20 protein-coding genes and 1 pseudogene are annotated in these 20264 nt (G+C 26.0%); 19 read left to right on the forward strand and 2 right to left on the reverse strand.

Annotation, left to right across the window (positions count from 1 at the left end; translation table 11 throughout):
• Positions 1–21 precede the first annotated feature (21 nt).
• The gene (locus BEN51_RS02640; protein ID WP_119864549.1) at positions 22–1617 is read left to right on the forward strand and encodes a peptide chain release factor 3; all 1596 of its coding nucleotides are present in this window, start codon (positions 22–24) and stop codon (positions 1615–1617) included.
• Positions 1618–1848: 231 nt separating this feature from the next.
• A complete protein-coding gene (locus tag BEN51_RS02645; protein ID WP_207652796.1) occupies positions 1849–3033 on the forward strand; it encodes a DegT/DnrJ/EryC1/StrS family aminotransferase in 1185 nt (394 codons plus the stop codon).
• 90 nt (positions 3034–3123) lie between these two features.
• Here the strand turns inward: BEN51_RS02645 and BEN51_RS02650 are convergent, their stop codons facing one another.
• Positions 3124–3969 carry a Cof-type HAD-IIB family hydrolase gene (locus BEN51_RS02650; RefSeq protein ID WP_119864550.1) on the reverse strand — a complete coding sequence of 282 codons (846 nt, stop codon included), beginning with the start codon at positions 3967–3969 and terminating at the stop codon, positions 3124–3126.
• A 161-nt stretch (positions 3970–4130) separates the two neighbouring features.
• On the opposite strand from BEN51_RS02650, the gene BEN51_RS02655 reads away from it, so the two are divergent.
• Positions 4131–4700 (forward strand): sigma-70 family RNA polymerase sigma factor, encoded by a 570-nt coding sequence (locus BEN51_RS02655; protein ID WP_164704079.1) that lies wholly within the window; start codon positions 4131–4133, stop codon positions 4698–4700.
• Between the two features lie 167 nt (positions 4701–4867).
• Here the strand turns inward: BEN51_RS02655 and BEN51_RS02660 are convergent, their stop codons facing one another.
• Positions 4868–5413, reverse strand: a complete 546-nt coding sequence (locus BEN51_RS02660; protein ID WP_236906242.1) for a sigma-70 family RNA polymerase sigma factor — start codon at positions 5411–5413, stop codon at positions 4868–4870.
• Positions 5414–5756: 343 nt separating this feature from the next.
• On the opposite strand from BEN51_RS02660, the gene BEN51_RS02665 reads away from it, so the two are divergent.
• From BEN51_RS02665 to BEN51_RS02740, 16 genes and pseudogenes are all read left to right on the forward strand, one after another.
• Positions 5757–6491: a CpsB/CapC family capsule biosynthesis tyrosine phosphatase gene (locus BEN51_RS02665; RefSeq protein ID WP_119864552.1), complete on the forward strand. Its 735-nt coding sequence runs from the start codon at positions 5757–5759 to the stop codon at positions 6489–6491.
• Between the two features lie 536 nt (positions 6492–7027).
• On the forward strand, positions 7028–7708 hold the full coding sequence (locus BEN51_RS02670) for a YveK family protein (protein WP_119864553.1): 681 nt from the start codon (positions 7028–7030) through the stop codon (positions 7706–7708).
• The gene (locus BEN51_RS02675; RefSeq protein WP_119864554.1) at positions 7708–8364 is read left to right on the forward strand and encodes a CpsD/CapB family tyrosine-protein kinase; all 657 of its coding nucleotides are present in this window, start codon (positions 7708–7710) and stop codon (positions 8362–8364) included. Before BEN51_RS02670 ends, BEN51_RS02675 begins: the two co-directional genes overlap by 1 nt.
• Before the next feature lie 28 nt (positions 8365–8392).
• The gene (locus BEN51_RS02680) at positions 8393–9160 is read left to right on the forward strand and encodes a tyrosine-protein phosphatase (RefSeq protein ID WP_119864555.1); all 768 of its coding nucleotides are present in this window, start codon (positions 8393–8395) and stop codon (positions 9158–9160) included.
• Positions 9161–9233: 73 nt separating this feature from the next.
• The gene (locus BEN51_RS02685; protein WP_119864556.1) at positions 9234–9893 is read left to right on the forward strand and encodes a sugar transferase; all 660 of its coding nucleotides are present in this window, start codon (positions 9234–9236) and stop codon (positions 9891–9893) included.
• Positions 9894–9933: 40 nt separating this feature from the next.
• Positions 9934–11100: a nucleotide sugar dehydrogenase gene (locus BEN51_RS02690; protein ID WP_119864557.1), complete on the forward strand. Its 1167-nt coding sequence runs from the start codon at positions 9934–9936 to the stop codon at positions 11098–11100.
• Between the two features lie 29 nt (positions 11101–11129).
• Positions 11130–11585: a PssD/Cps14F family polysaccharide biosynthesis glycosyltransferase gene (pssD, locus tag BEN51_RS02695; protein WP_236906243.1), complete on the forward strand. Its 456-nt coding sequence runs from the start codon at positions 11130–11132 to the stop codon at positions 11583–11585.
• Positions 11582–12067, forward strand: a complete 486-nt coding sequence (pssE, locus tag BEN51_RS02700) for a PssE/Cps14G family polysaccharide biosynthesis glycosyltransferase (protein WP_119864558.1) — start codon at positions 11582–11584, stop codon at positions 12065–12067. The genes pssD and pssE overlap by 4 nt, the downstream gene beginning before the upstream one ends.
• The gene (locus tag BEN51_RS02705) at positions 12068–13144 is read left to right on the forward strand and encodes a glycosyltransferase family 1 protein (protein WP_119864559.1); all 1077 of its coding nucleotides are present in this window, start codon (positions 12068–12070) and stop codon (positions 13142–13144) included.
• A gap of 289 nt (positions 13145–13433) precedes the next feature.
• Positions 13434–14531, forward strand: a complete 1098-nt coding sequence (locus tag BEN51_RS02710) for a glycosyltransferase (protein WP_119864560.1) — start codon at positions 13434–13436, stop codon at positions 14529–14531.
• A gap of 407 nt (positions 14532–14938) precedes the next feature.
• A complete protein-coding gene (locus BEN51_RS02715) occupies positions 14939–15856 on the forward strand; it encodes a hypothetical protein (RefSeq protein ID WP_119864561.1) in 918 nt (305 codons plus the stop codon).
• On the forward strand, positions 15849–16952 hold the full coding sequence (locus tag BEN51_RS02720) for a polysaccharide pyruvyl transferase family protein (protein ID WP_119864562.1): 1104 nt from the start codon (positions 15849–15851) through the stop codon (positions 16950–16952). Before BEN51_RS02715 ends, BEN51_RS02720 begins: the two co-directional genes overlap by 8 nt.
• A gap of 1 nt (position 16953) precedes the next feature.
• Positions 16954–18219, forward strand: coding sequence for an oligosaccharide flippase family protein (locus tag BEN51_RS02725; RefSeq protein WP_119864563.1), 1266 nt, complete (start codon positions 16954–16956; stop codon positions 18217–18219).
• 18 nt (positions 18220–18237) lie between these two features.
• Positions 18238–19083 carry a UDP-N-acetylmuramate dehydrogenase gene (locus BEN51_RS02730; RefSeq protein WP_119864564.1) on the forward strand — a complete coding sequence of 282 codons (846 nt, stop codon included), beginning with the start codon at positions 18238–18240 and terminating at the stop codon, positions 19081–19083.
• 171 nt (positions 19084–19254) lie between these two features.
• A pseudogene (locus tag BEN51_RS13985) lies at positions 19255–19496 on the forward strand (hypothetical protein); the annotation flags it as partial.
• Positions 19497–19669: 173 nt separating this feature from the next.
• Positions 19670–20116 carry a hypothetical protein gene (locus BEN51_RS02740; RefSeq protein WP_119864565.1) on the forward strand — a complete coding sequence of 149 codons (447 nt, stop codon included), beginning with the start codon at positions 19670–19672 and terminating at the stop codon, positions 20114–20116.
• Positions 20117–20264 lie beyond the last annotated feature (148 nt).

Here is a 20264-nt window from a genome sequence, read left to right on the forward strand (position 1 = left end):
AAAATTAAGGAGGCAGCACTTTTGTCAGATTTTATTAAAGAAATAGAAAAAAGAAGAACCTTTGCTATCATATCTCACCCTGATGCAGGTAAAACAACTTTAACAGAAAAGTTCTTATTATATGGGGGAGCAATAAGATTAGCAGGATCAGTTAAAGCTAGAAAGGCTTCTACTCATGCAGTATCAGACTGGATGGAAATAGAAAAGCAAAGAGGTATTTCAGTTACTTCTTCAGTTATGCAATTTAATTACAATAATCATTGCATTAACATATTAGATACACCAGGTCACCAAGATTTCTCTGAAGATACATATAGAACTTTAATGGCTGCAGATAGTGCTGTTATGGTAGTAGATGGTGCAAAAGGTATAGAATCACAAACAAGAAAGCTATTCCATGTTGCATCATTAAGAGAAATGCCGATTTTCACTTTTATAAATAAGATGGATAGAGAAACAAGAGATCCATTTGAATTATTAGAAGAAATAGAAAATGAACTTGGAATAAAAGTTTATCCAATGAACTGGCCAATTGGTTCAGGAAAAGAGTTTAAAGGTGTATATGAAAGAGATAATAACAGAATAATAGTATTCTCAGCAGGAAATCACGGACAAAAAGAAGTAGATGCTATAGAAGGTGCAGTAGATGATCCTAAGTTTAAAGAACTTTTAGGTGAAGCTCTTCACGATAAGTTAATGGAAGACATTGAACTATTAGATATAGCTGGAGATGAATTAGATTTAGAAAAAGTATCAAAGGGAGAGTTAACACCAGTATTCTTTGGATCAGCCTTAACTAACTTTGGTGTAGAACCATTCCTAGAACACTTTTTAGAAATGACAACAGCACCTCTTTCAAGAAACTCAAACATAGGTAAAATTGATCCTTTTGATAACGAATTTTCAGCCTTTGTATTTAAAATTCAAGCAAATATGAATAAGGCTCATAGAGATAGAATTGCCTTTATGAGAATTTGCTCAGGTAAATTCACTAAAGGAGAGGAAGTTTACCATGTACAAGGTGGAAAGAAAATAAGATTAGCCCAACCACAACAATTTATGGCCCAAGATAGGGAAATAGTTGAAGAGGCTTATGCAGGAGACATAATAGGTGTATTTGACCCAGGTATATTTTCAATTGGAGATACCTTATGTTCACCAAAGAAGAAATTTAAATTTGAAGGAATTCCAACCTTTGCTCCAGAACACTTTGCTAGAGTAAGACCAGTAGATTCAATGAAGAGAAAACAATTCGTAAAGGGTGTTACTCAAATAGCACAAGAAGGGGCAATCCAAGTATTTAAGGAACTTTTCATAGGAATGGAAGAAATAATAGTTGGAGTTGTTGGGGTACTGCAATTTGAAGTTTTAGAATATAGATTAAAGAGTGAATATAATGTTGATATAAAAATGGATGTACTACCATACAAATATGTAAGATGGATAGAAAATGAAAACATAGACATGGATTCATTAAACCTAACTTCAGATACAAAGAAGGTTAAGGACTTTAAGGATAGAAACATACTAATATTCCAAAGCGACTGGGGAATTAGCTGGGCATTAGATCATAATAAAGGTCTTGTATTATCTGATATTGGAAAGAACGAAGAATAAAATAATATTATGGAATGTACACTTATTATTTAGTGTATATTCCATTTGTTAATTATACACAAATATTTTTTATATAAATAATTATTATTTTAGCCAAGGCTTAGTTATATTATTAATGACATTGATATAATGTTAAGAAATTAGTAATAAAATTTATAGATTATTTTAGAATAAAGTTTTATAATCATATATAACGATTTAAATTAAGTTTTAAGAAAGGATTGAATTTTTATGGAGAATATTAAAAATATACCTTTTTCTCCTCCAGACATAACAGAACAAGAAATAAATGCAGTAGTAGAAGTATTAAAATCAGGATGGATAACATCAGGGCCCAATTTAGCTAAGTTTGAAGAAGAAATACAAGAATATTGTAAAGTAAATCATGCAGTTGCATTAAACAGTGCTACAGCAGCAATGGAGCTTATCTTAAAGGTTTTAGATATTAAAGAAGGTGACGAAATAATAACTACACCTTATACATATACAGCAACAGCAAGTGTAGCCCTTCATAGAGGAATTCTTCCTGTAATGTGTGATGTTGCAAAGGATTCTTTTTATATGGATTATGATAAGTTAAAGACTTTAATAACAGATAAAACAAAGGTTATTATGCCAGTAGACTATGCAGGTTATCCAGCAGATTATGATAGAATAAAGGGAATTTTAAAAGAACTTAATAGGGAAGATATAATCATTTCAGTTGATTCTGCCCATTCCTTTGGTGCAACCTATAAAGGAGAAAAGGTAGGAGGCCAATGCGATTTTCATTCCTTCTCATTTCATGCTGTTAAAAATCTAACTACAGCTGAAGGTGGAGTAATAACTTATAATGATAATAACTTTGCTGAAAAAGAAGATTTAAGTAAGGAATTAAAATATACAGCTTTACATGGTCAATCAAAAGATGCCTTATCTAAAATGCAGGCAGGAGCTTGGGAATATGATATTATTACAGATGGATTTAAATGTAATATGACAGATATTAATGCTGCAATAGGAAGAGCTCAATTAAAGAGATATGAAGAGATGTTAAAAATAAGAAAGGCTATTTTTGAAACATATACAAGAATTTTAGAAAAAGAAGATTTCTCAATAATACCGTTATACAATAATAATGAAGGAACAGAAAGTTCTTATCATTTATATACTTATAGAGTTACGGGCTTTAAGGAAGAACAAAGAAATTTACTTATTAAAAAGCTTGCGGAAAAGGGAATATCAACAAATGTGCATTACAAGCCATTACCAATGTTAACTCTTTATAAGAATCTAGGATATAAAATAGAAGACTATCCTAATGCTTATGCTCAATATGAAAATGAAATTACCCTTCCAGTATATAGTACCCTTTCCTTAGAAGATGCTGAATATGTTGCAAAGGAAACAGTTAAAGCAATAAAAGAAATTATTTAGTTAAAAAATATAAAAGGAGATTTTACAAGTTATATTAATTAGTAACAGTAAAATCTCTTTTTATATAAACTAATTATTAACTGTTAATTGCTAATACTTAAGCACAAATCTTTCAATTGCCTTAGAAACACCACTATTATCATTTGTATCTGTAATAAAGTCAGCAGCTTCCTTAACTATATCAAGACCGTTTCCCATGGCAACACCAATACCTGCATATTTTATCATTGAAAGATCATTTTCAGAATCTCCTATACACATAACTTCTTCTTGAGGAATATTTAGCATATTGGCTAAATAAGCTGTAGCATTTCCTTTTGAAACCGAACCTACTGTTATTTCAAAATTGTTATCTCCAGAGCTTACAACATGTAGTTTATCCCTAAAAATATCCTTTATTTCTTCTTTTGCAGTCCAAAGTTTATCCTTATTAGCAGCCTTTTCTATAACTCCTGCTTTTAAAATATTGCCTTCATAATTTTGTATAGCTTCATCTAGCTTTTCATTAATAATAAATTTTACACGCTTTTCCTTTGGTAAATCCCTATTCATCACAACATAAGCATGTTCCTCTGAAGCAGGAGTTTCCATAAATAATACATTCCAACTATTAAATTGAATAGTTAGTCTATATTTTTTTGCTATTTTATAAATTTCAATTGCTATGTCCTTAGGTAAAGGATTTTCATATATCGCTTTATCATTATAGCCATTTTTTATAAAAGCTCCATTAGAAGCAATTATTGGGGTGTTAATTCCAATAAGATTAGCGTAATATTTTGCAGATAAAAACATTCTTCCAGTACAAAGAGCAATGTTAACGCCTCTATCATGAGCTTTTTTAATAGCTTTCTTATTTTCATCGCTAACTTCATGCTTACTATTTAAAAGAGTCCCATCCATATCTATACAAATTAATTTAATTTTACTTTCCATATTAATCCTCCTAAAGCCTTTCTTTCTATAGTATAAACTAAAAAAATAAAAATTAGTAGCTAAGCGCGATTATTGTAGAAAAATAGCTAATGAAAAAGTTAGAACACAGAACATATGTTTGCTATAATGTGAATATAAAATTTGAAGGGGGAGACGAATTTATGAAAGAACTATTAATTAAAGCAAAACAGGGGGACAAAGTATCAATGGAAAAACTACTTAATAAATTTGAACCCCTTATAAAGAAATCTTCAAAGCAATATTATATTAATGGCTATGAACAAGGAGATATTAAACAACTAGCCTATATGGCAACATTAAAAGCAATTAAAAGATTTGATTTAGAAAAAAGCAATTCCTTTCCTTTGTATGTAAAAAGAACTGTACAAAATTCTATATATAAGGAAATAAAAAAATCAAAAGAAATTATTAGCTATAATAAAGGGAATAGAGAAACAAAAGAAAATTCTGAAATAAAAAATATAGAAGATAAAAATGTAGAGCTGGAGGAAGAAATAATAAAAAAAGAAACAAGGGAAAAACTAATTAACTTAATAAATAAAATGGCAAATGAGGAAAAGGAATTTATAAGAGAAATATTTATAGAAGAGAAGTCTCTCAAAGAATATGCGGAAGAAAAAGGTCTTAAATATCATCAGGTAGTTTATTTTAAGAAGAAAGTCTTACAAAAGATAGAAATAAAAGTTGGGGAAGGAGTAGCTAAGAGTTAAGGAATGATAATTAATAATATTAAATAAAAAAATAAGTGCCTAATAATGATTTGCAAACTATTATTAGGTACTTATTATTTTTTATATTAAATCTATATAGTTGAATACTATTAGGAGAAAACTCAAAAGACTTAGATTTCATTGGAGGATGTTAATTAAAAAGTTATTTAGCTTTTTAAGTGCTCTTTTTTTAAGGCAGCTGCATAATAGTAATCCTTATTGTATTCCTTACAGTATTTCGTAAGATTAGGTCTTTCATTTTTTATAAATAAAAATTCAATTAATTCTTTTTCTTCATTATCTAGTTTTTCTAAAGCTAGATATAAGTTTTCATAAATAATATCCTGTAAAACAGTTATTTCTACATTAGTCTTATCATCTATAATGCTTTCTTCTAGTTCAAGGCCATCATTATTTGGTTTATTTAAACTCAGCTCATCATTATATCTTATTTCACTTCTACACAAATATCTAAAGCCATTTTTTATTGACCATGAGGCATAAGAAGGAAAACTTTTATAATCTCTATCTATATCAAATTTATTTATTGCATTAAGCAAGTGAAGTATTCCAATTTGTATAAGATCCTCAAAACTTTTACCCTTAATAAAAATATTTTTTGCTTCTTTAATAATAAGTGGATAATACATATCTATTATTTTTTCTTTAGCATTATTGTCTCCATTCTTTGCTGAAATTAATAGCTCTCGCATATAACTTCCCCCCCTCATTATAAAAACATTTCAATTAATAAATATACATTTTGATAGATTTCTTATAAGAAATTAATTAAAAATCGTAAGAAAAATTACTACAAAATACTACATAAACAAGAAAGAGTTTGTAAAATTTTTCTTTTTGTAATTAAAAAAGAAATTAAAGATAAGCTAAAAGATACTAATATAAAGAAGATTTTTATTAGTAAAACTAAGAAAATAAACATTAGTAAAAATAATATTAAAAAGTTTGAAAAACTATGTAGAAGGAAAAAAGTAGAAAAATATTCGAAAAGCTACTATAATAAAAACGTTAATTTTTAAGGGGAAGTGGGATTAAATGTTATTAGCAAGTTTAGTTCTTAAAGAAACTGTTAAAGATGAAAATTTTAAATCATCTATATTACTAAACAACATAGAAGAAGCAGCTAAAAATAATATTAAAAATTTAGTTATTGCTCCAGCCTATTATGATGAAAATAGTGAAAGTAATATAAATAAAGTAAAGGAAATAGTTGAAGAATTAAATAATTATTTACAAGTTAAGGATATTGATATAAAGCTATATCCTGGAAACCTACTTAGGGATAATTATGAAAATGTAAAAGAATATATAAATGGAAAGTTAGGAAGCATAAATGATAGTAATTATATTTTATTAGATGTTGAAGAAGCCGATAAAATTGATGACCTTTTAGAAATAGTTTTTGAATATAAATTACGAAATGTAACACCGATAATAGTAAGTCCAGAAAAAATAAAAGAAATAATAAAAGATAAAAATAAAATAAATAAGCTTCTAGAAGAAGGCTGTTTGTTTCAATTAGATCCTGCAAGCTTAAAAGGTGAATATGGCAAAGCTATAAAAAAGACTGCTAAGTTTTTATTAAAAAGAAACATTTATCAATTCGTTGGCTTCTATGAAAGAATAGATTCAAAATTAATAGATGATAAAATTTTTGCTTTAAGTAAAGAAGGTATATTTGTAGTTGATTCTGAAAAAGCTTTAAGGAATAATAGATTAAATAAAATTAAAAGAAAAAAATTAAAAGAGAAAAATGATATACTCTTCTGAGTTTTTAGGGTATTAGTCTTATTAATAGTGTTTGTTCGACAAAAGGAGATATAAAACGAAGTCAATAATTAAATGGAATTCAAAAATAAATTTAAGTTGAATTTTTTGGAAATTCGATATTTAAAAATATAAAGAAAAATTTTGTGGGTAAAATTTGTAAGATAATGTATTTTTCTTTAAGTATTTTTGGAATGATTTAAAAATTCCTATAAAAAATTAAATGAAGATATAAGATAAATTGACGCAAATGTCGAATTTATCAAATTAAATCAGAAATTGCAAAAAAGTTATTTTGAATAAATTATAGAAAAGTTAATGAAATATTTTATAATTTTCTATATTAAGAAAAAATTAATAAACTTTATTAAGTATAATTAAGTGTAATTAAATTTAATTAAAAATTTAATTGACTTATATTTTTTTGTATAAAAAATACAAAATTTTGATGAAAAGTAAATTTAAAGATGAAAAGCTAGTATATTTAATGATATAATATGCCGGTAATACAAAATATTATTGGTAAGGAGGATTTTAAATTGGAAGAACAAGAAATAAGATTAGATGAGATTTTTGATGCTCTAAAGAAAAGATGGTTAATGATTGTGTCAATAACATTGATAGCAACGATAATATCAGCGGTAGTCAGCTTTTTTGTAATAAAACCTAAATATGCAGCAACTACAAAGCTTTTTATTGGTAAGGAAGAGGCAGAAAGTCAAGGCTACAATCAAAATGATGTAACAATGTATCAAAAGCTTATGAAAACTTATTCTGCTACTATAAAAACAAAAGATTTAGTTGAAAGAGCATTAGAAGGTTCAAAAATAAATCTTAATACAAATACCGTATTAGAAAATTTAACAGTTACTACAGTTACAGATACTCAAATTTTAGAAGTTAAATATAATAGTATTGATCCAAATGAAGCGGCTACAATAATAAAAAAAGTAACAGATGAATTTATAAAAACATCAAAAAAATTAGTTCCTAATGGTAATATTCAAATAATAGAAAGTGTAGAAGTTCCAGATAAACCTATAAGTCCAAATAAGAAAATGAATATTGCTATAGCTTTTGCCCTTGGCTTAGGGGTTGGTGGAGGATTAGCATTATTATTAGAATTCCTAGATAATACCTTTAAAACTAAGGAGCAGATAGAAAGAGAATTAGATATACCTGTAATAGGAACAATACCTCAAGTAAAGGAGGATAAGTAATGTTCATTTTAGAGAAAGATCCAAAATCTATAGCTGCTGAAAGTTATAGAACCTTAAGAACAAATATACAATATTCATCCTTTGATAAGGAATATAAAATTATAATGGTTACAAGTTCAGAACCTGGAGAAGGTAAATCCACAACAGCTGGAAATTTAGCCTTATCCTTTGCTCAAGATGGAAAAAGGGTTTTACTTATAGATTGCGATTTAAGAAAGCCATCCTTACATAAAAAGTTTAAAATTTCCAATCTTGTAGGTCTTTCCGATGTATTAATTGGAAAAGAAGATTTAAAAACTGCTCTTCATAGATACAATGAAAATTTAGTAGTTTTAACTTCAGGAAAACTTCCGCCAAACCCATCAGAAATGCTTTCATCTAAGGCAATGAGCAATTTATTAAAAGAATTAAAAAATGTTTTTGATTATATAATTTTAGATACACCACCTGTACAAGCTGTAACAGATTCTCAAATATTATCCACAAAGGCTGATGGAACGATTTTAGTTATAAGGGCAGAAAAAACTAAAAAAGACTCTGTTCAAAATGCCTTAGGCCTTTTAAAGAAGGTTAATGCAAATATAATAGGTACAGTTTTAAACGGAATAGAAAGTTCTAGAAACAAATATTACTACTATTATGGCGAAAGTAAGTAATAACGTTAGGAAATATGGAGGATTTTTTATGGTTGATTTACATTCCCATATAATATGGGGCGTTGACGATGGTTCAAAATCTAGGGAAATGACTTTAAATATGTTAAATTTGGCTATAGAGGGAGGTACTAATAAAATAGTGTGTACTCCCCATTATATGCCTGGTTATTATGAATACACTTTAGATGAAATAAAAAAAAGACAAATTGATCTTAAAAAGTTGATTTTGGAAGAAGGTTTAGATATTGAAACTTATATAGGTCAAGAAGTTTATTATACAAATAATATTCTTGAAAATTATGAAAAGGGGTATATTGGAACAATAAATAATTCTAGATATATGTTAATTGAATTTGATATGAGAAGTTTTTCTTCTACAGAGGTTTTAGAAAACCTATATGAATTACAGTTAAAGGGAATTGTACCAATAATAGCTCATCCTGAAAGATATATTAAATTTATTAAAAAGCCTTCTTTAATAAATGATTTTATAAAAGAAGGCTTTCTTTTCCAGTTAAATATAGGAAGTTTGTTAGGTCACTTTGGAACAGAGGTTAAAAAGCTTGCTGAAAACTATTTAAAAAATAAGGTTTATTCTGCTATAGGTTCTGATGGACATAGGGATGAAAAAAGAACTACCAATATGAAAGAAGGAATAAAGATAATAGAAAAACTAGATGCTGATTATTTAAGATATTTAAATAAAAGCGGTGAAAAAATTTTAGAAAATGAAGAAATAAGTTTTAGGGGAAGCTTAATTAAAGAAAAGAAGGGTATTTTCAGTATATTTGGCTAAAAGAGCCAAATATACTGAAGCAATAAAATAGTGAATTGGGAATTATGCACTATATAAGATTGGGGGAATAATAATGGAAAGACTTCATATTGAAGAACAGGAGATTATTCAAGTTAGAAAAAGACAAAATATATTTTACGAAGTTTTTAAAAGGGCTTTAGATTTTCTAGCAGCCTTGCTTGGATTAATATTATTAAGTCCAATTTTTTTAATAGTATCTATTTTAATAAAACTAGAATCAGAGGGTGAAGTTATATTTTCACAAACTCGCATTGGTTTAAATGGTAAGGAATTTAAAATGTATAAGTTCCGTTCAATGGTTAAAAATGCTGAAGAATTAAAAGTAAAATTAGCAGCGCAAAATGAAATGTCTGGACCAATGTTTAAAATGAAGGATGATCCTAGAGTTACTAAAGTAGGTAAGTTTATAAGAAAAACTAGTATAGATGAGCTGCCACAGCTTATTAATGTTTTAAAAGGGGATATGAGCTTAGTAGGGCCTAGGCCAAGTCTTCCAAAGGAAGTAGAAAAGTTTGAGCCTTGGATGCTTCAAAGACTTGAAGTTAAACCAGGACTAACATGTTATTGGCAGGTATCTGGAAGAAATAATATTGATTTTGAAGATTGGATGAAATTAGATTTACAGTATGTAGAAGATAGAAAATTTCTATTAGATTTAAAACTGATATTTAAAACCTTCTTTGTACTGTTTGGGGATAAGAATGCTTATTAAAAAATAAAAGAAAGGTTTTAATTGAAGGGAGATAATAAAAGTGAAAATTACAGTGGCAGGAGCAGGATATGTAGGTTTATCAAATGCTATCTTACTAGCACAGCATAATGAGGTAATAGCAATAGATGTTATCCAAGAAAAGGTAGATATGATTAATGATAGAGTATCACCTATAGTAGATAAGGAAATTGAAGATTATTTAAAAAATAAGGAATTAAATTTAGTTGCAACAACAGATCCATATAAGGCATATAAGGATGCAGAATATGTAATTATTGCAACACCTACAAATTATGATGAAGAATTAAATTATTTCAATACAAGAACAGTTGAAGCTGTAATTGCAAATGTATTATCAATTAATCCAGAGGCGATTATGGTAATTAAATCAACAGTACCAGTAGGATATACAGAAAAAGTTAAAAAGATGTTTGAAACTGATAATATAATCTTTTCACCTGAATTTTTAAGAGAAGGTAGAGCTTTATATGATAATCTTTATCCTTCAAGAATAATAGTTGGAGAGAAGTCTGAAAGAGCAGAAAAGTTTGCTGAACTTTTAAAGGAAGGGGCAATAAAAGAGGATATTCCAGTATTATTTACAAATCCTACAGAAGCAGAAGCAGTAAAATTATTTGCTAATACTTACTTAGCCTTAAGAGTAGCATACTTTAATGAACTTGATACCTATGCAGAGTTAAGAGGCCTAAATACAAAAGAAATAATTGAAGGAGTTGGATTAGATCCAAGAATAGGAAACCATTATAATAATCCATCCTTTGGTTACGGTGGTTATTGTCTACCAAAAGATACAAAGCAATTATTAGCAAATTATTCTGATGTTCCTAATAATATTATTGGAGCAATTGTAGAAGCTAATAGAACAAGAAAAGATCATATTGCGGATATGATATTGAAGAGAAAACCAAAGGTAGTTGGAATATATAGATTAACTATGAAAACAAATTCTGATAATTTTAGAGCCTCATCTATTCAAGGCGTAATGAAGAGAATTAAGGCTAAGGGAATAGAAGTGGTTGTTTATGAACCAGCATTAAAGGAAGATAGTTTCTTTAATTCTAGAGTGATTAGAGATTTAGATAAATTTAAAGAAATGTCTGATGTTATAGTATCTAATAGATTAGCAGAAGAGTTATTAGAGGTTGAAAATAAAGTATATACAAGGGATTTATTTAATAGAGATTAGATGTTTTATATGAAAAGAGGAGAGTACATTTGAAAAAAATTTGTTTTATAGCATCTACAGGTGGGCACTTTGAGCAATTAATGATGCTTAAGCCCTTAATGGATAATTACGAAAGTTTTATAGTGACAGAAAAAACTGCCTATTCAGTAATTAAAGGTAATAGAGTTTATTATCTAGAGCAAGTTAATAGAAACGAAAAAAATTATTTAATTAAAATGATTTATAATTTTTTCGTTTCTTTTAAAGTTTTTTTAAAAGAAAAACCTGATTTTGTTATTTCTACAGGTTCATTGGCGACAATTCCTATGTGTATTATTGCAAAATTATTTAGAGAAAAAATTATTTTTATAGAATCATTTGCTAAGGTTAACTCACCAACTTTAACAGGTAAGCTTATATACAATTTTGCAGATCAGTTTTATGTTCAATGGGAGGAAATGCTAGAATTTTACCCTAAGGCAATATATAAGGGGGGAATATATTGATATTTGTAACAGTTGGCTCTCAAAAATTTCAATTTAATAGATTATTAGTTGAAATTGATCGATTAATTGAAGAGAAAAAAATTAATGAAGAGGTTTTTGCTCAAACCGGGCATAGTGATTACAAACCTAAGAACTATAAATACAAAGAGTTTTTAGATAGAGATGAATTTCTGCGGGTAATGAATAAATGTGACAAGGTTATTACACATGGTGGAACTGGAGCTATAATTGGAGCAGTTAAACAGGGGAAAAAGGTAATAGCTATTCCAAGGTTAAAAAAATTTGGTGAGCATGTTGATGATCATCAATTGCAGATAGTAAGTCAATTTGAAAAGATGAACTTTATTAGGCGTATTAATGATGAAAGAGAACTAATGAATGTAGTTCTTGAAATAGAAAATGATAATTTTAGAACTTACAAATCTAATACTATTGCAATAATAGATTCAATAGAGAAATTTATTAATAAGGTGGAAAAGTAAGTGGAAAGAATATTGATGGTTATGACTACGGATGTAGGATTTAATGGAATAACTAGTGTTGTAATGAATTATTATAGAAATATAAATAGAGAAAAAATACAATTTGATTTTGCAATTTGTGAAAGAATTAATAATAATATAGAATATGAAATAGAGAAATTAGGAGGAAAAGTATTTAAGTTACCTTCTAGGAAAAAATTTACTTGTAAGTATATAAAAGCATTAAAGCAATTAGTAAAAGAAAAAAAATACAAGATTGTTCATGTTCACGGGAATAGTGGAACTTTATATTTAGATATACATGCATTAAAAAAAGCTGGAGTTTTAATTAGAATTGCTCATAGTCATAACAGCACATGTAATCATAAAATAATTCATAAATTATTTAAAAATAAATTAAATAGAGAAATGACAATGGGAATTGCATGCTCTAAATTAGCTGGAGATTGGTTGTTTAATAGAGATTATACAATTATAAATAACGGTATAGATATTGATAAATTTACTTTTAGAGAAAATATAAGAAATAAGTATAGGCATGAAATGAAATTAGAAGGAAAGTTTGTAATTGGACATATTGGACATTTCTCTTATCAAAAGAATCATGAGTATTTAATAAATGTATTTAAAAAAGTATATGATAAAGATAAAGAAGCTATTTTAATGCTTATTGGTGATGGTAAATTAAGAGCTAAAATTGAAGAACAAATTTATGAACTTGGCTTGAAAGATAATGTTTTGCTTTTAGGAAAGAGAGATGATGTAGCTGAATTAATGCAAGCAATGGACGTATTTGTATTTCCCTCTAGATTTGAAGGTTTACCAGTTGTTTTAATAGAGACACAAGCTGCAGGATTAAAATGTATAATTTCTAATAATATAACAAAAGAATGCAAGGTAACAGATAATGTTAAATATTTAGATTTAAAGAAGGATGATACAGAATGGGTTAATACAATATTAAGTGTATCTAAGAATTATGAAAGAAATAATGTAAGACAAAGACTATTTAGTTCAAGCTTTAATATTAAGAGGGAAATAAAAAAGTTAGAAGAAATATATTTATCAAAAATATAATATGTTTTTACTCTAGTCTGTGTAGATAATTATATAAGTGAAATTAGAAAAGACTTATACCTGTCTATGAGATTTGTATAATAATTACATATAATACAGAATTAAAGTAAAAAATATTTAGCGAGTGGTAACAGTAAGTGAGGTATATGTGATAAAAATTTATAATTATAAGATTAAAAAAATTATAATGGAAATAAGAATGCTAATGCAATTTCCTATTTTTATCAATTTATATTAAGCTTATAAAGTAACAATAAGGTATTATTAAAATATATTGGGAGCGTTAGTTATGAATATAATATATGTTGCTAGAATAGATGAAGACTATAGTTTGGATTTAGGAGTAGCAAAAAAAATTAATGGACAAATTAGTGCATTAGAAGCATTATATTGCAATGTTGATTATTTAAGAATAAAAAATAAAAAAATAATGCTTAATGATATTGAATTAAAAGAGATTAAGTATAGAAGATTAGCGTACAGACATTTATATAATAGTATTAAAAGGATAAATAATCAATTTGATGCTGCATATTTAAGATATGTAAGGGCAGATTACTTTTTTCTGAAGACTATAAAATTATTATATAAAAGAGGTGTAAAAGTTATTGTTGAAATACCAACTTACCCATATATTACAGAAATAAATAAAAAGACTGTTCGAGGAATTTTAGAAATTTTTATTGATAATATTATTACTAGACTTTTAAAAAAATATGTATTTAAGATTTCAACTACATCAAAATATGAAGAAATTTTTGGAATAGAAACTATAAAAATAAATAATGGGATAGATATGAACTCTTTTCCTTTAAAAAATAAAAGCAATCATGATACTACTAAAGTCATTAAATTAATTGGTATAGGAAATTTAGCTAGATGGCATGGGTATGATAGAATAATTAAGGGAATGTTTGAATATTACAAAGAGAATGTAGATATTAATATTGAATTTTATATAGTTGGAGAGGGGAACGAAAAAGTTAATTTAGAAAAACTAACTCATGACTTAAATATGCAAAAATATGTTCATTTTTTAGGTGTAAAAACCGGTACAGAGTTAGATAATATTTTTGATGAAATGGATATAGGAGTATCCTCTTTAGCATTATTTAGAGCTGGGGGAGGTCACGATCCTATAAAGTCTAAGGAGTTTTTAGCTAGGGGAATTCCAATAATTTTGGCTTATCAAGATTTACTTATTGATATGTCTCTTCCATATGTTTTTTTTGAAGAGGAAAGTAATAGTCCTATAGATATGAAAAAAATAATTGAAAAGTATAAGAAAGTTAGAACAATAGATAGTGAGGAAATAAGAAATTATAGCATAAAAAATCTATCATGGGAAAATCAAATGAAAAAAGTAATAAAAGTTCTTGAGAGGTGATTTAAATAATTATAAAGGTTAGTAATTTAAAAAAAATCCAAGTATATATTTTAACTTTTATATTCATAATGTATTTTGCTATACGCCCAATAAGCATGGCTGTTTATGCATTAAAAGGGATTAAGTATAATGGAATAGAGACTAAGTTAATTTTCATAAGTTTTTTACTATATACTATAATTAGTATATTATTAAAATGTCAAATAAAGGGAATAAATAAATCTAAGATTTCCATTAATCGAATTGATAAGAGGTTAATTATATTTACTCTAATTATTATTCTTTTAATCTATTTTTTTAATTATTTCTTTCTACCGAAAGAAATGCTTCTATATGCAAAGAGAAGCAGAAATTTTATTACAGTAAAAGATTACTATTTCAATACGTTTAATGGTAGTATTTTTTATATGATAGTTTTATTTATTCTAGGTAAGAATTTTAATATTTTATTAGAAAAATTAAAGCAAAAAAACTTATCAAATTTAATTAGTTTTTTATATATATTATTTTCTTTTGTTTTGTTATATGCACAAATTGTTTTAAGAAAAAATAATATAAATGATCAACTTTTTACTGAACCTGGCGTGTATCTTTTATTAAGTGATTATTTTGCTTTATTTAGTATATTTGTTTTAGGAACTAAGAAGAAAATTATAACTAAAATTATTGTGTTTTTAAATTCGGCTTATTGGTTATTAAAATTAGGTTCGCGAACATCTTTTTATATCTTTATATTATTAGCTTTTGTTGTTATTTTTAGAACAATACTAAAGCGAAAAAAATTTATTAGATATTTTTTTATATTTTTAATAATATTAATTATTTTTTCATTAAACAAAAATAATTATGAAACTATATTATATGAAAATAATAGAATGCTAGTTTTATTAGAAAATATGTTGGGAGATGCTTCATTTATAGGAAGACAAAGGCATATGATTGAGGGATTTAATGATATATTAGAAAATTTTTTTATTGGCAAATTATTTGTAGGAGTTTTAAAAGATGGACAATTAGGAGAATATATTCATAATATCTTTTCTTATTGGGCAGAATTTGGCTTAATTCCATTTATTATACTATTTTATTTAAATATAAAGTATTCTATAGTTAATATTAAATATATATTTAAGAATAAAGAAGAAAATTATTTATTATCAATACTTTCTCTTTTTTCTATTTTAGTGTGTCTAATTAGTAGATCATATATATATCCGTATTTATGGTTAGGGCTTTCTATTAGTATTTATAATACTCAAATAAATGAAAAATCAAAAAACAGTAATTGTAAAGAAAAGGACTGTGGAGGAGTAGCAAATGTATAAAAAGAAAAGAATATGTACGATAACACATCATACGGTACCTAATTATGGAGCTGTTTTACAAGTTTTTGCATTGCAAAAAGCAATATTAAAATTAGGGTATAATAGCGAAATTCTTGATTATGATAGTGATAGAGTGAAAAAAAAGTATGTTACTAATTTTTTTCAAATAAGAAGTTTTAAGCAGTTATTAAAATATATTGCTTTCCCAAGTGAAAAAATACGTAATAAAAAGATTAGGGATTTTGTAAAACAAAATATAAAAATTAGTAATAAAAAATATAAAAGAAATGAATTAGTTTTAGCCAATAATGAATATGATTTGTTTATAACTGGTAGTGATCAAGTATGGAATTTGAATATTCATGAAGGTGATACATCGTATATGTTAGATTTTGTTGTTGATTCCAGAAAAAAGGGATCATATGCAGCTAGTTTTGGGTATAGTGAAATTCCAGAAAAATTCAAGGAAACTACCAAAAAATGTTTAAAGGATTTTTATTACTATAATGTTAGAGAAAAAGAAGGAAAAGATATTCTTTATAATTTAATAGGAAGGGAAAGTCAAGTTGTTGTTGATCCAACCTTACTTTTAGAAAAAAATGATTATAGTAATATAATTAAAGAAACAAATTTCAAAGGACAATATATTTTTATTTATAACCTTACACAGAGCCCATCCTTAATAAAATTTGCTAAAGATTTTGCTGAAAACAAGGGGCTAAAAGTTGTTTGCATTAATACTAATCATAAAAAGGAAGAAGGTTGCATTAATATCAATGATGCTTCACCACAAGAGTTTTTAGGATACTTAAAAAATTCTGAATATGTTGTTACTTCTTCATTTCATGGAATGATTTTTTCTTTGATTTTTAATAAACAATTTTTTTATGAATTAAATAATAAAAAAAGTAACAATAACTCAAGACTAATTAATTTAGCGAGATTACTTGGAATTGAAGATAGAGAAATTAAGCTGGAAAAGAGTTTTGAAATGTACACTCCAATCAATTATGAAGAAGTAAACAAAATTATTAAGATAGAACAGCAAATATCTTTAGGTGTACTTGAAAAAATGTTAAAACAAAGTGAGGCATAAAATGTTAAAAAAAATTAATATTAAATACATTTTGACTAATGAATATTCTTTTACTTTAATTAATAAGATAACAACAATTTTATTAGGAGTATTTACATCAGCATTTATTAATAGATATGCAGGTGCATCATTAAAAGGAGAATATGCTGTTTTATTAAATCTATTGAATATTTTTTCTGTTTTTGCAAATTTAGGACTTTATCAAGCTTATCCTTATTATAAAAGAAAAGGGTATAAAGATATACTATCTAAATTTATTAATGTATTTTATTATCAATTTATTTTTTATTGTGTGATGGCTTTTTGTTCATATTTATTAATAGATAATAAAGTATTAAATATTGTATTATTAATGTTGCCAATTGCTGTTTTAACAAATCAATTAAATTTTATAATTATGGTTGAGAATGTTAATTATAAAAATAAAATAAATATTTTTGGAAGTTTTATTAAATTTTTACTTGCTTTTGTAACTTACTTTTTCTTCTCTAAAAGGATTGAAATCTTAGTATTAAATTTAATGATATATGATATATTTCTATTATTTTGTTATTTAAGAATGTTGAGAGTAAAATTTACTATTAGATATTTAAATTTAAATTTTATTATTTCAATAATAAAATTTGGATTTGTTGCAATGGTTACATCACTTTTAGTTAATTTAAACTATAAATTAGATGTATTAATGTTAAATAGTTATTTATCAAGTAGTTTAGTTGGGATTTATTCAGTAGGGGTAACATTAGCTGAGTTTGGATGGTTAATACCTGATACTTTTAAAGATGTATTATTTTCTAAAACAGCAAAATCAGATTCAATAAATTCTATTATAAACTGTTTGAAAATATCATTTTATGTTATCATAGTTATTACTTTTATGGTGATATTATTTGGTAAAATTTTTATAAAAATTATGTATGGTAATGAGTTTTTGGATTCTTATATTGTAACAGTAATATTATTTTTAGGAATACCCTCAATGGCATGGTTTAAAATTATATCTACTTTATATTTAGCTAAGGGAAAACGATATTTCTATTTAATGACATTATTGCTTAGTGTAGTTTCAAACGTAATTTTTAATATAGCATTAATACCTAAATTCTCTATTTATGGAGCAGCAATAGCTTCTGTTTTTTCATATACAGTTTGCGGAGGAATATTTTTAATCGATTTTTGTAAAAAATATAATTTAAAAATGATTAATATTTTTAGCATTAAAAACTCTGATTTTAAAGGGTTGATAAAAAAATTAAAGTCACAATAAGTATGGTGAGGGGAAGAAATGATAGTAAAGGATAATGAAAAATTAGCTAAATATACAACTTATCGAGTAGGTGGAATAGCTCGAAAGTTTTATATTCCAGAAAATAGAGAAGAATTACTTAATCTGTTAATTAAATTAGAAGATTATAAAATTTTAGGAGGTGGTTCTAATTTACTAATAAATGATAGTAAGATTTTTGATAATATAATAAAACTAGATAAGTTTGATCAAAAAATTACTTCTTATGGTGAAGGTAAATATTATGTTGGAGCATCAGTAAGATTACAAAAATTAATAAATTTTATTAATAATCAAGGATATGGTGGAATTGAGTACTTATTTTCAGTGCCAGGATTAGTTGGTGGAGCACTAGCTATGAATGCAGGAAGAGGTAAACAGTTTAATAATCAAATAAGTGATTATATAATTAGTGTAGATGTTTTTCATAATGGTGAAATAATAACTTTAAGCAAAGAAGATTGCTTATTCAGATATAGAGGGTCAATATTTAAGAATAATAATTATATAATTCTAGGGGGACTATTTCAATTTCTGCCAATGCTTAAAGAAGATTCTGAACAGCTCAAACGAGAGAGAATAGTTCTTTGTAATAAAAATCAAGATAAACATGGCACTAATTTTGGTTCTGTATTCAGTAAATATGATCGTAGAATTCTTAAATTAGTATCAAAATTATCGCTCAATAAAAAAGAGGGAGTTATGTTTTCAAAGCAAACAATTAATTGGATATGTAATGGTGGGAAAGGAACTTATAGTGATACTATTAAATTAATAAAATTAGTTAAAAAGATTCATGAAATATTTGGTAAAGAAATTGAGTTAGAAGTTGTTATATGGGATTAATTTAAAGAGGCAATTAATTATTTAAAATATAACATATAGAATAATTAAATTATTATTCTTGTAAAGAAAAGTTTTTAATAAACGATGATAATAATAAACTAACTAAACATAAATAATGAACTTTTATATTACTGGATAATGATATATTTACAATAAGTAAAAATTAGGTTTAAGCAACTAATTAATTGTTATGATGAAAATAAAACCTCAGTATTAGGTGTGCAACAGTAGATCCGCAAAATGTATCTAAATATGGTATAGTGAACGGAATTAATATAGAAGATGGAGTTTACAAGGTTAAGGAGTAAGTTGAAAACTAGAAAAGATATGATGCTGGTGATAAACTTTGCTTCTTAGAAGCTACAGTTGAGTATGCTTTAAGAAGAGAAGATTTAAAGGAAAGCTTAAGATAATACTTAACTTCGTTAAATTTTGATTAATAAAAAATAATCTGCGTAGAAAAATTAACGCAGATTATTTTTTTATAGTTTTAAAAAATTTTGAAAATTTTTTCTAATAATCTCCTCCATCTAGGTATTTATCATATAGAAACAAAAAATTTAATTCAAAATTAGGAGGAGATTATATGCAGTATTCTTTCTTAGGTTTTTCTACCTTAAAAATGAGAGAGTTAAACTTAGATGTAAAAGATATGATAATACTTAGATATTTTGTTGACTTTAAAGATAGTGGAAAGATGTTATTTGAAATAGTTAATGGAAGAAAATATTATTGGATCAATTATAAGACTATGGAAGAAGAAATGCCTCATCTTGAATTAGGCAAAAAGGCAATTATGAAAAGAATGCACAAATTAAGGGATATGAGAATTTTAGACCATTATACCAAAAAGGAAGGAGGAACTTTTTCCTACTTTGCTTTAGGACCTAAATATTATGAGCTAATAAATAAAGTAAATAACTATGAAAAGACAAAGGAAGAAAAACTAAAGGAAAAACAATTAAAAGAATTAAATGAAATGAAAACTGATTGTACAGACAAGCAAGGTATAATTAAATATTCCCAGGCATAAATGAAGAGGAAAAGGGGGTATCCTTAAAAATAGATAGGGCGTATCTACAAAAATATCCAACAAAGATTAATAAATTAAATAATTCATCTACTAAAGAAATTAATATTATATAAAAAAGGCAGTAGAAGAAATAATTGAATATTTAAAT

The organism is Clostridium isatidis, from assembly GCF_002285495.1.
Lineage (GTDB): Bacteria > Bacillota > Clostridia > Clostridiales > Clostridiaceae > Clostridium > Clostridium isatidis.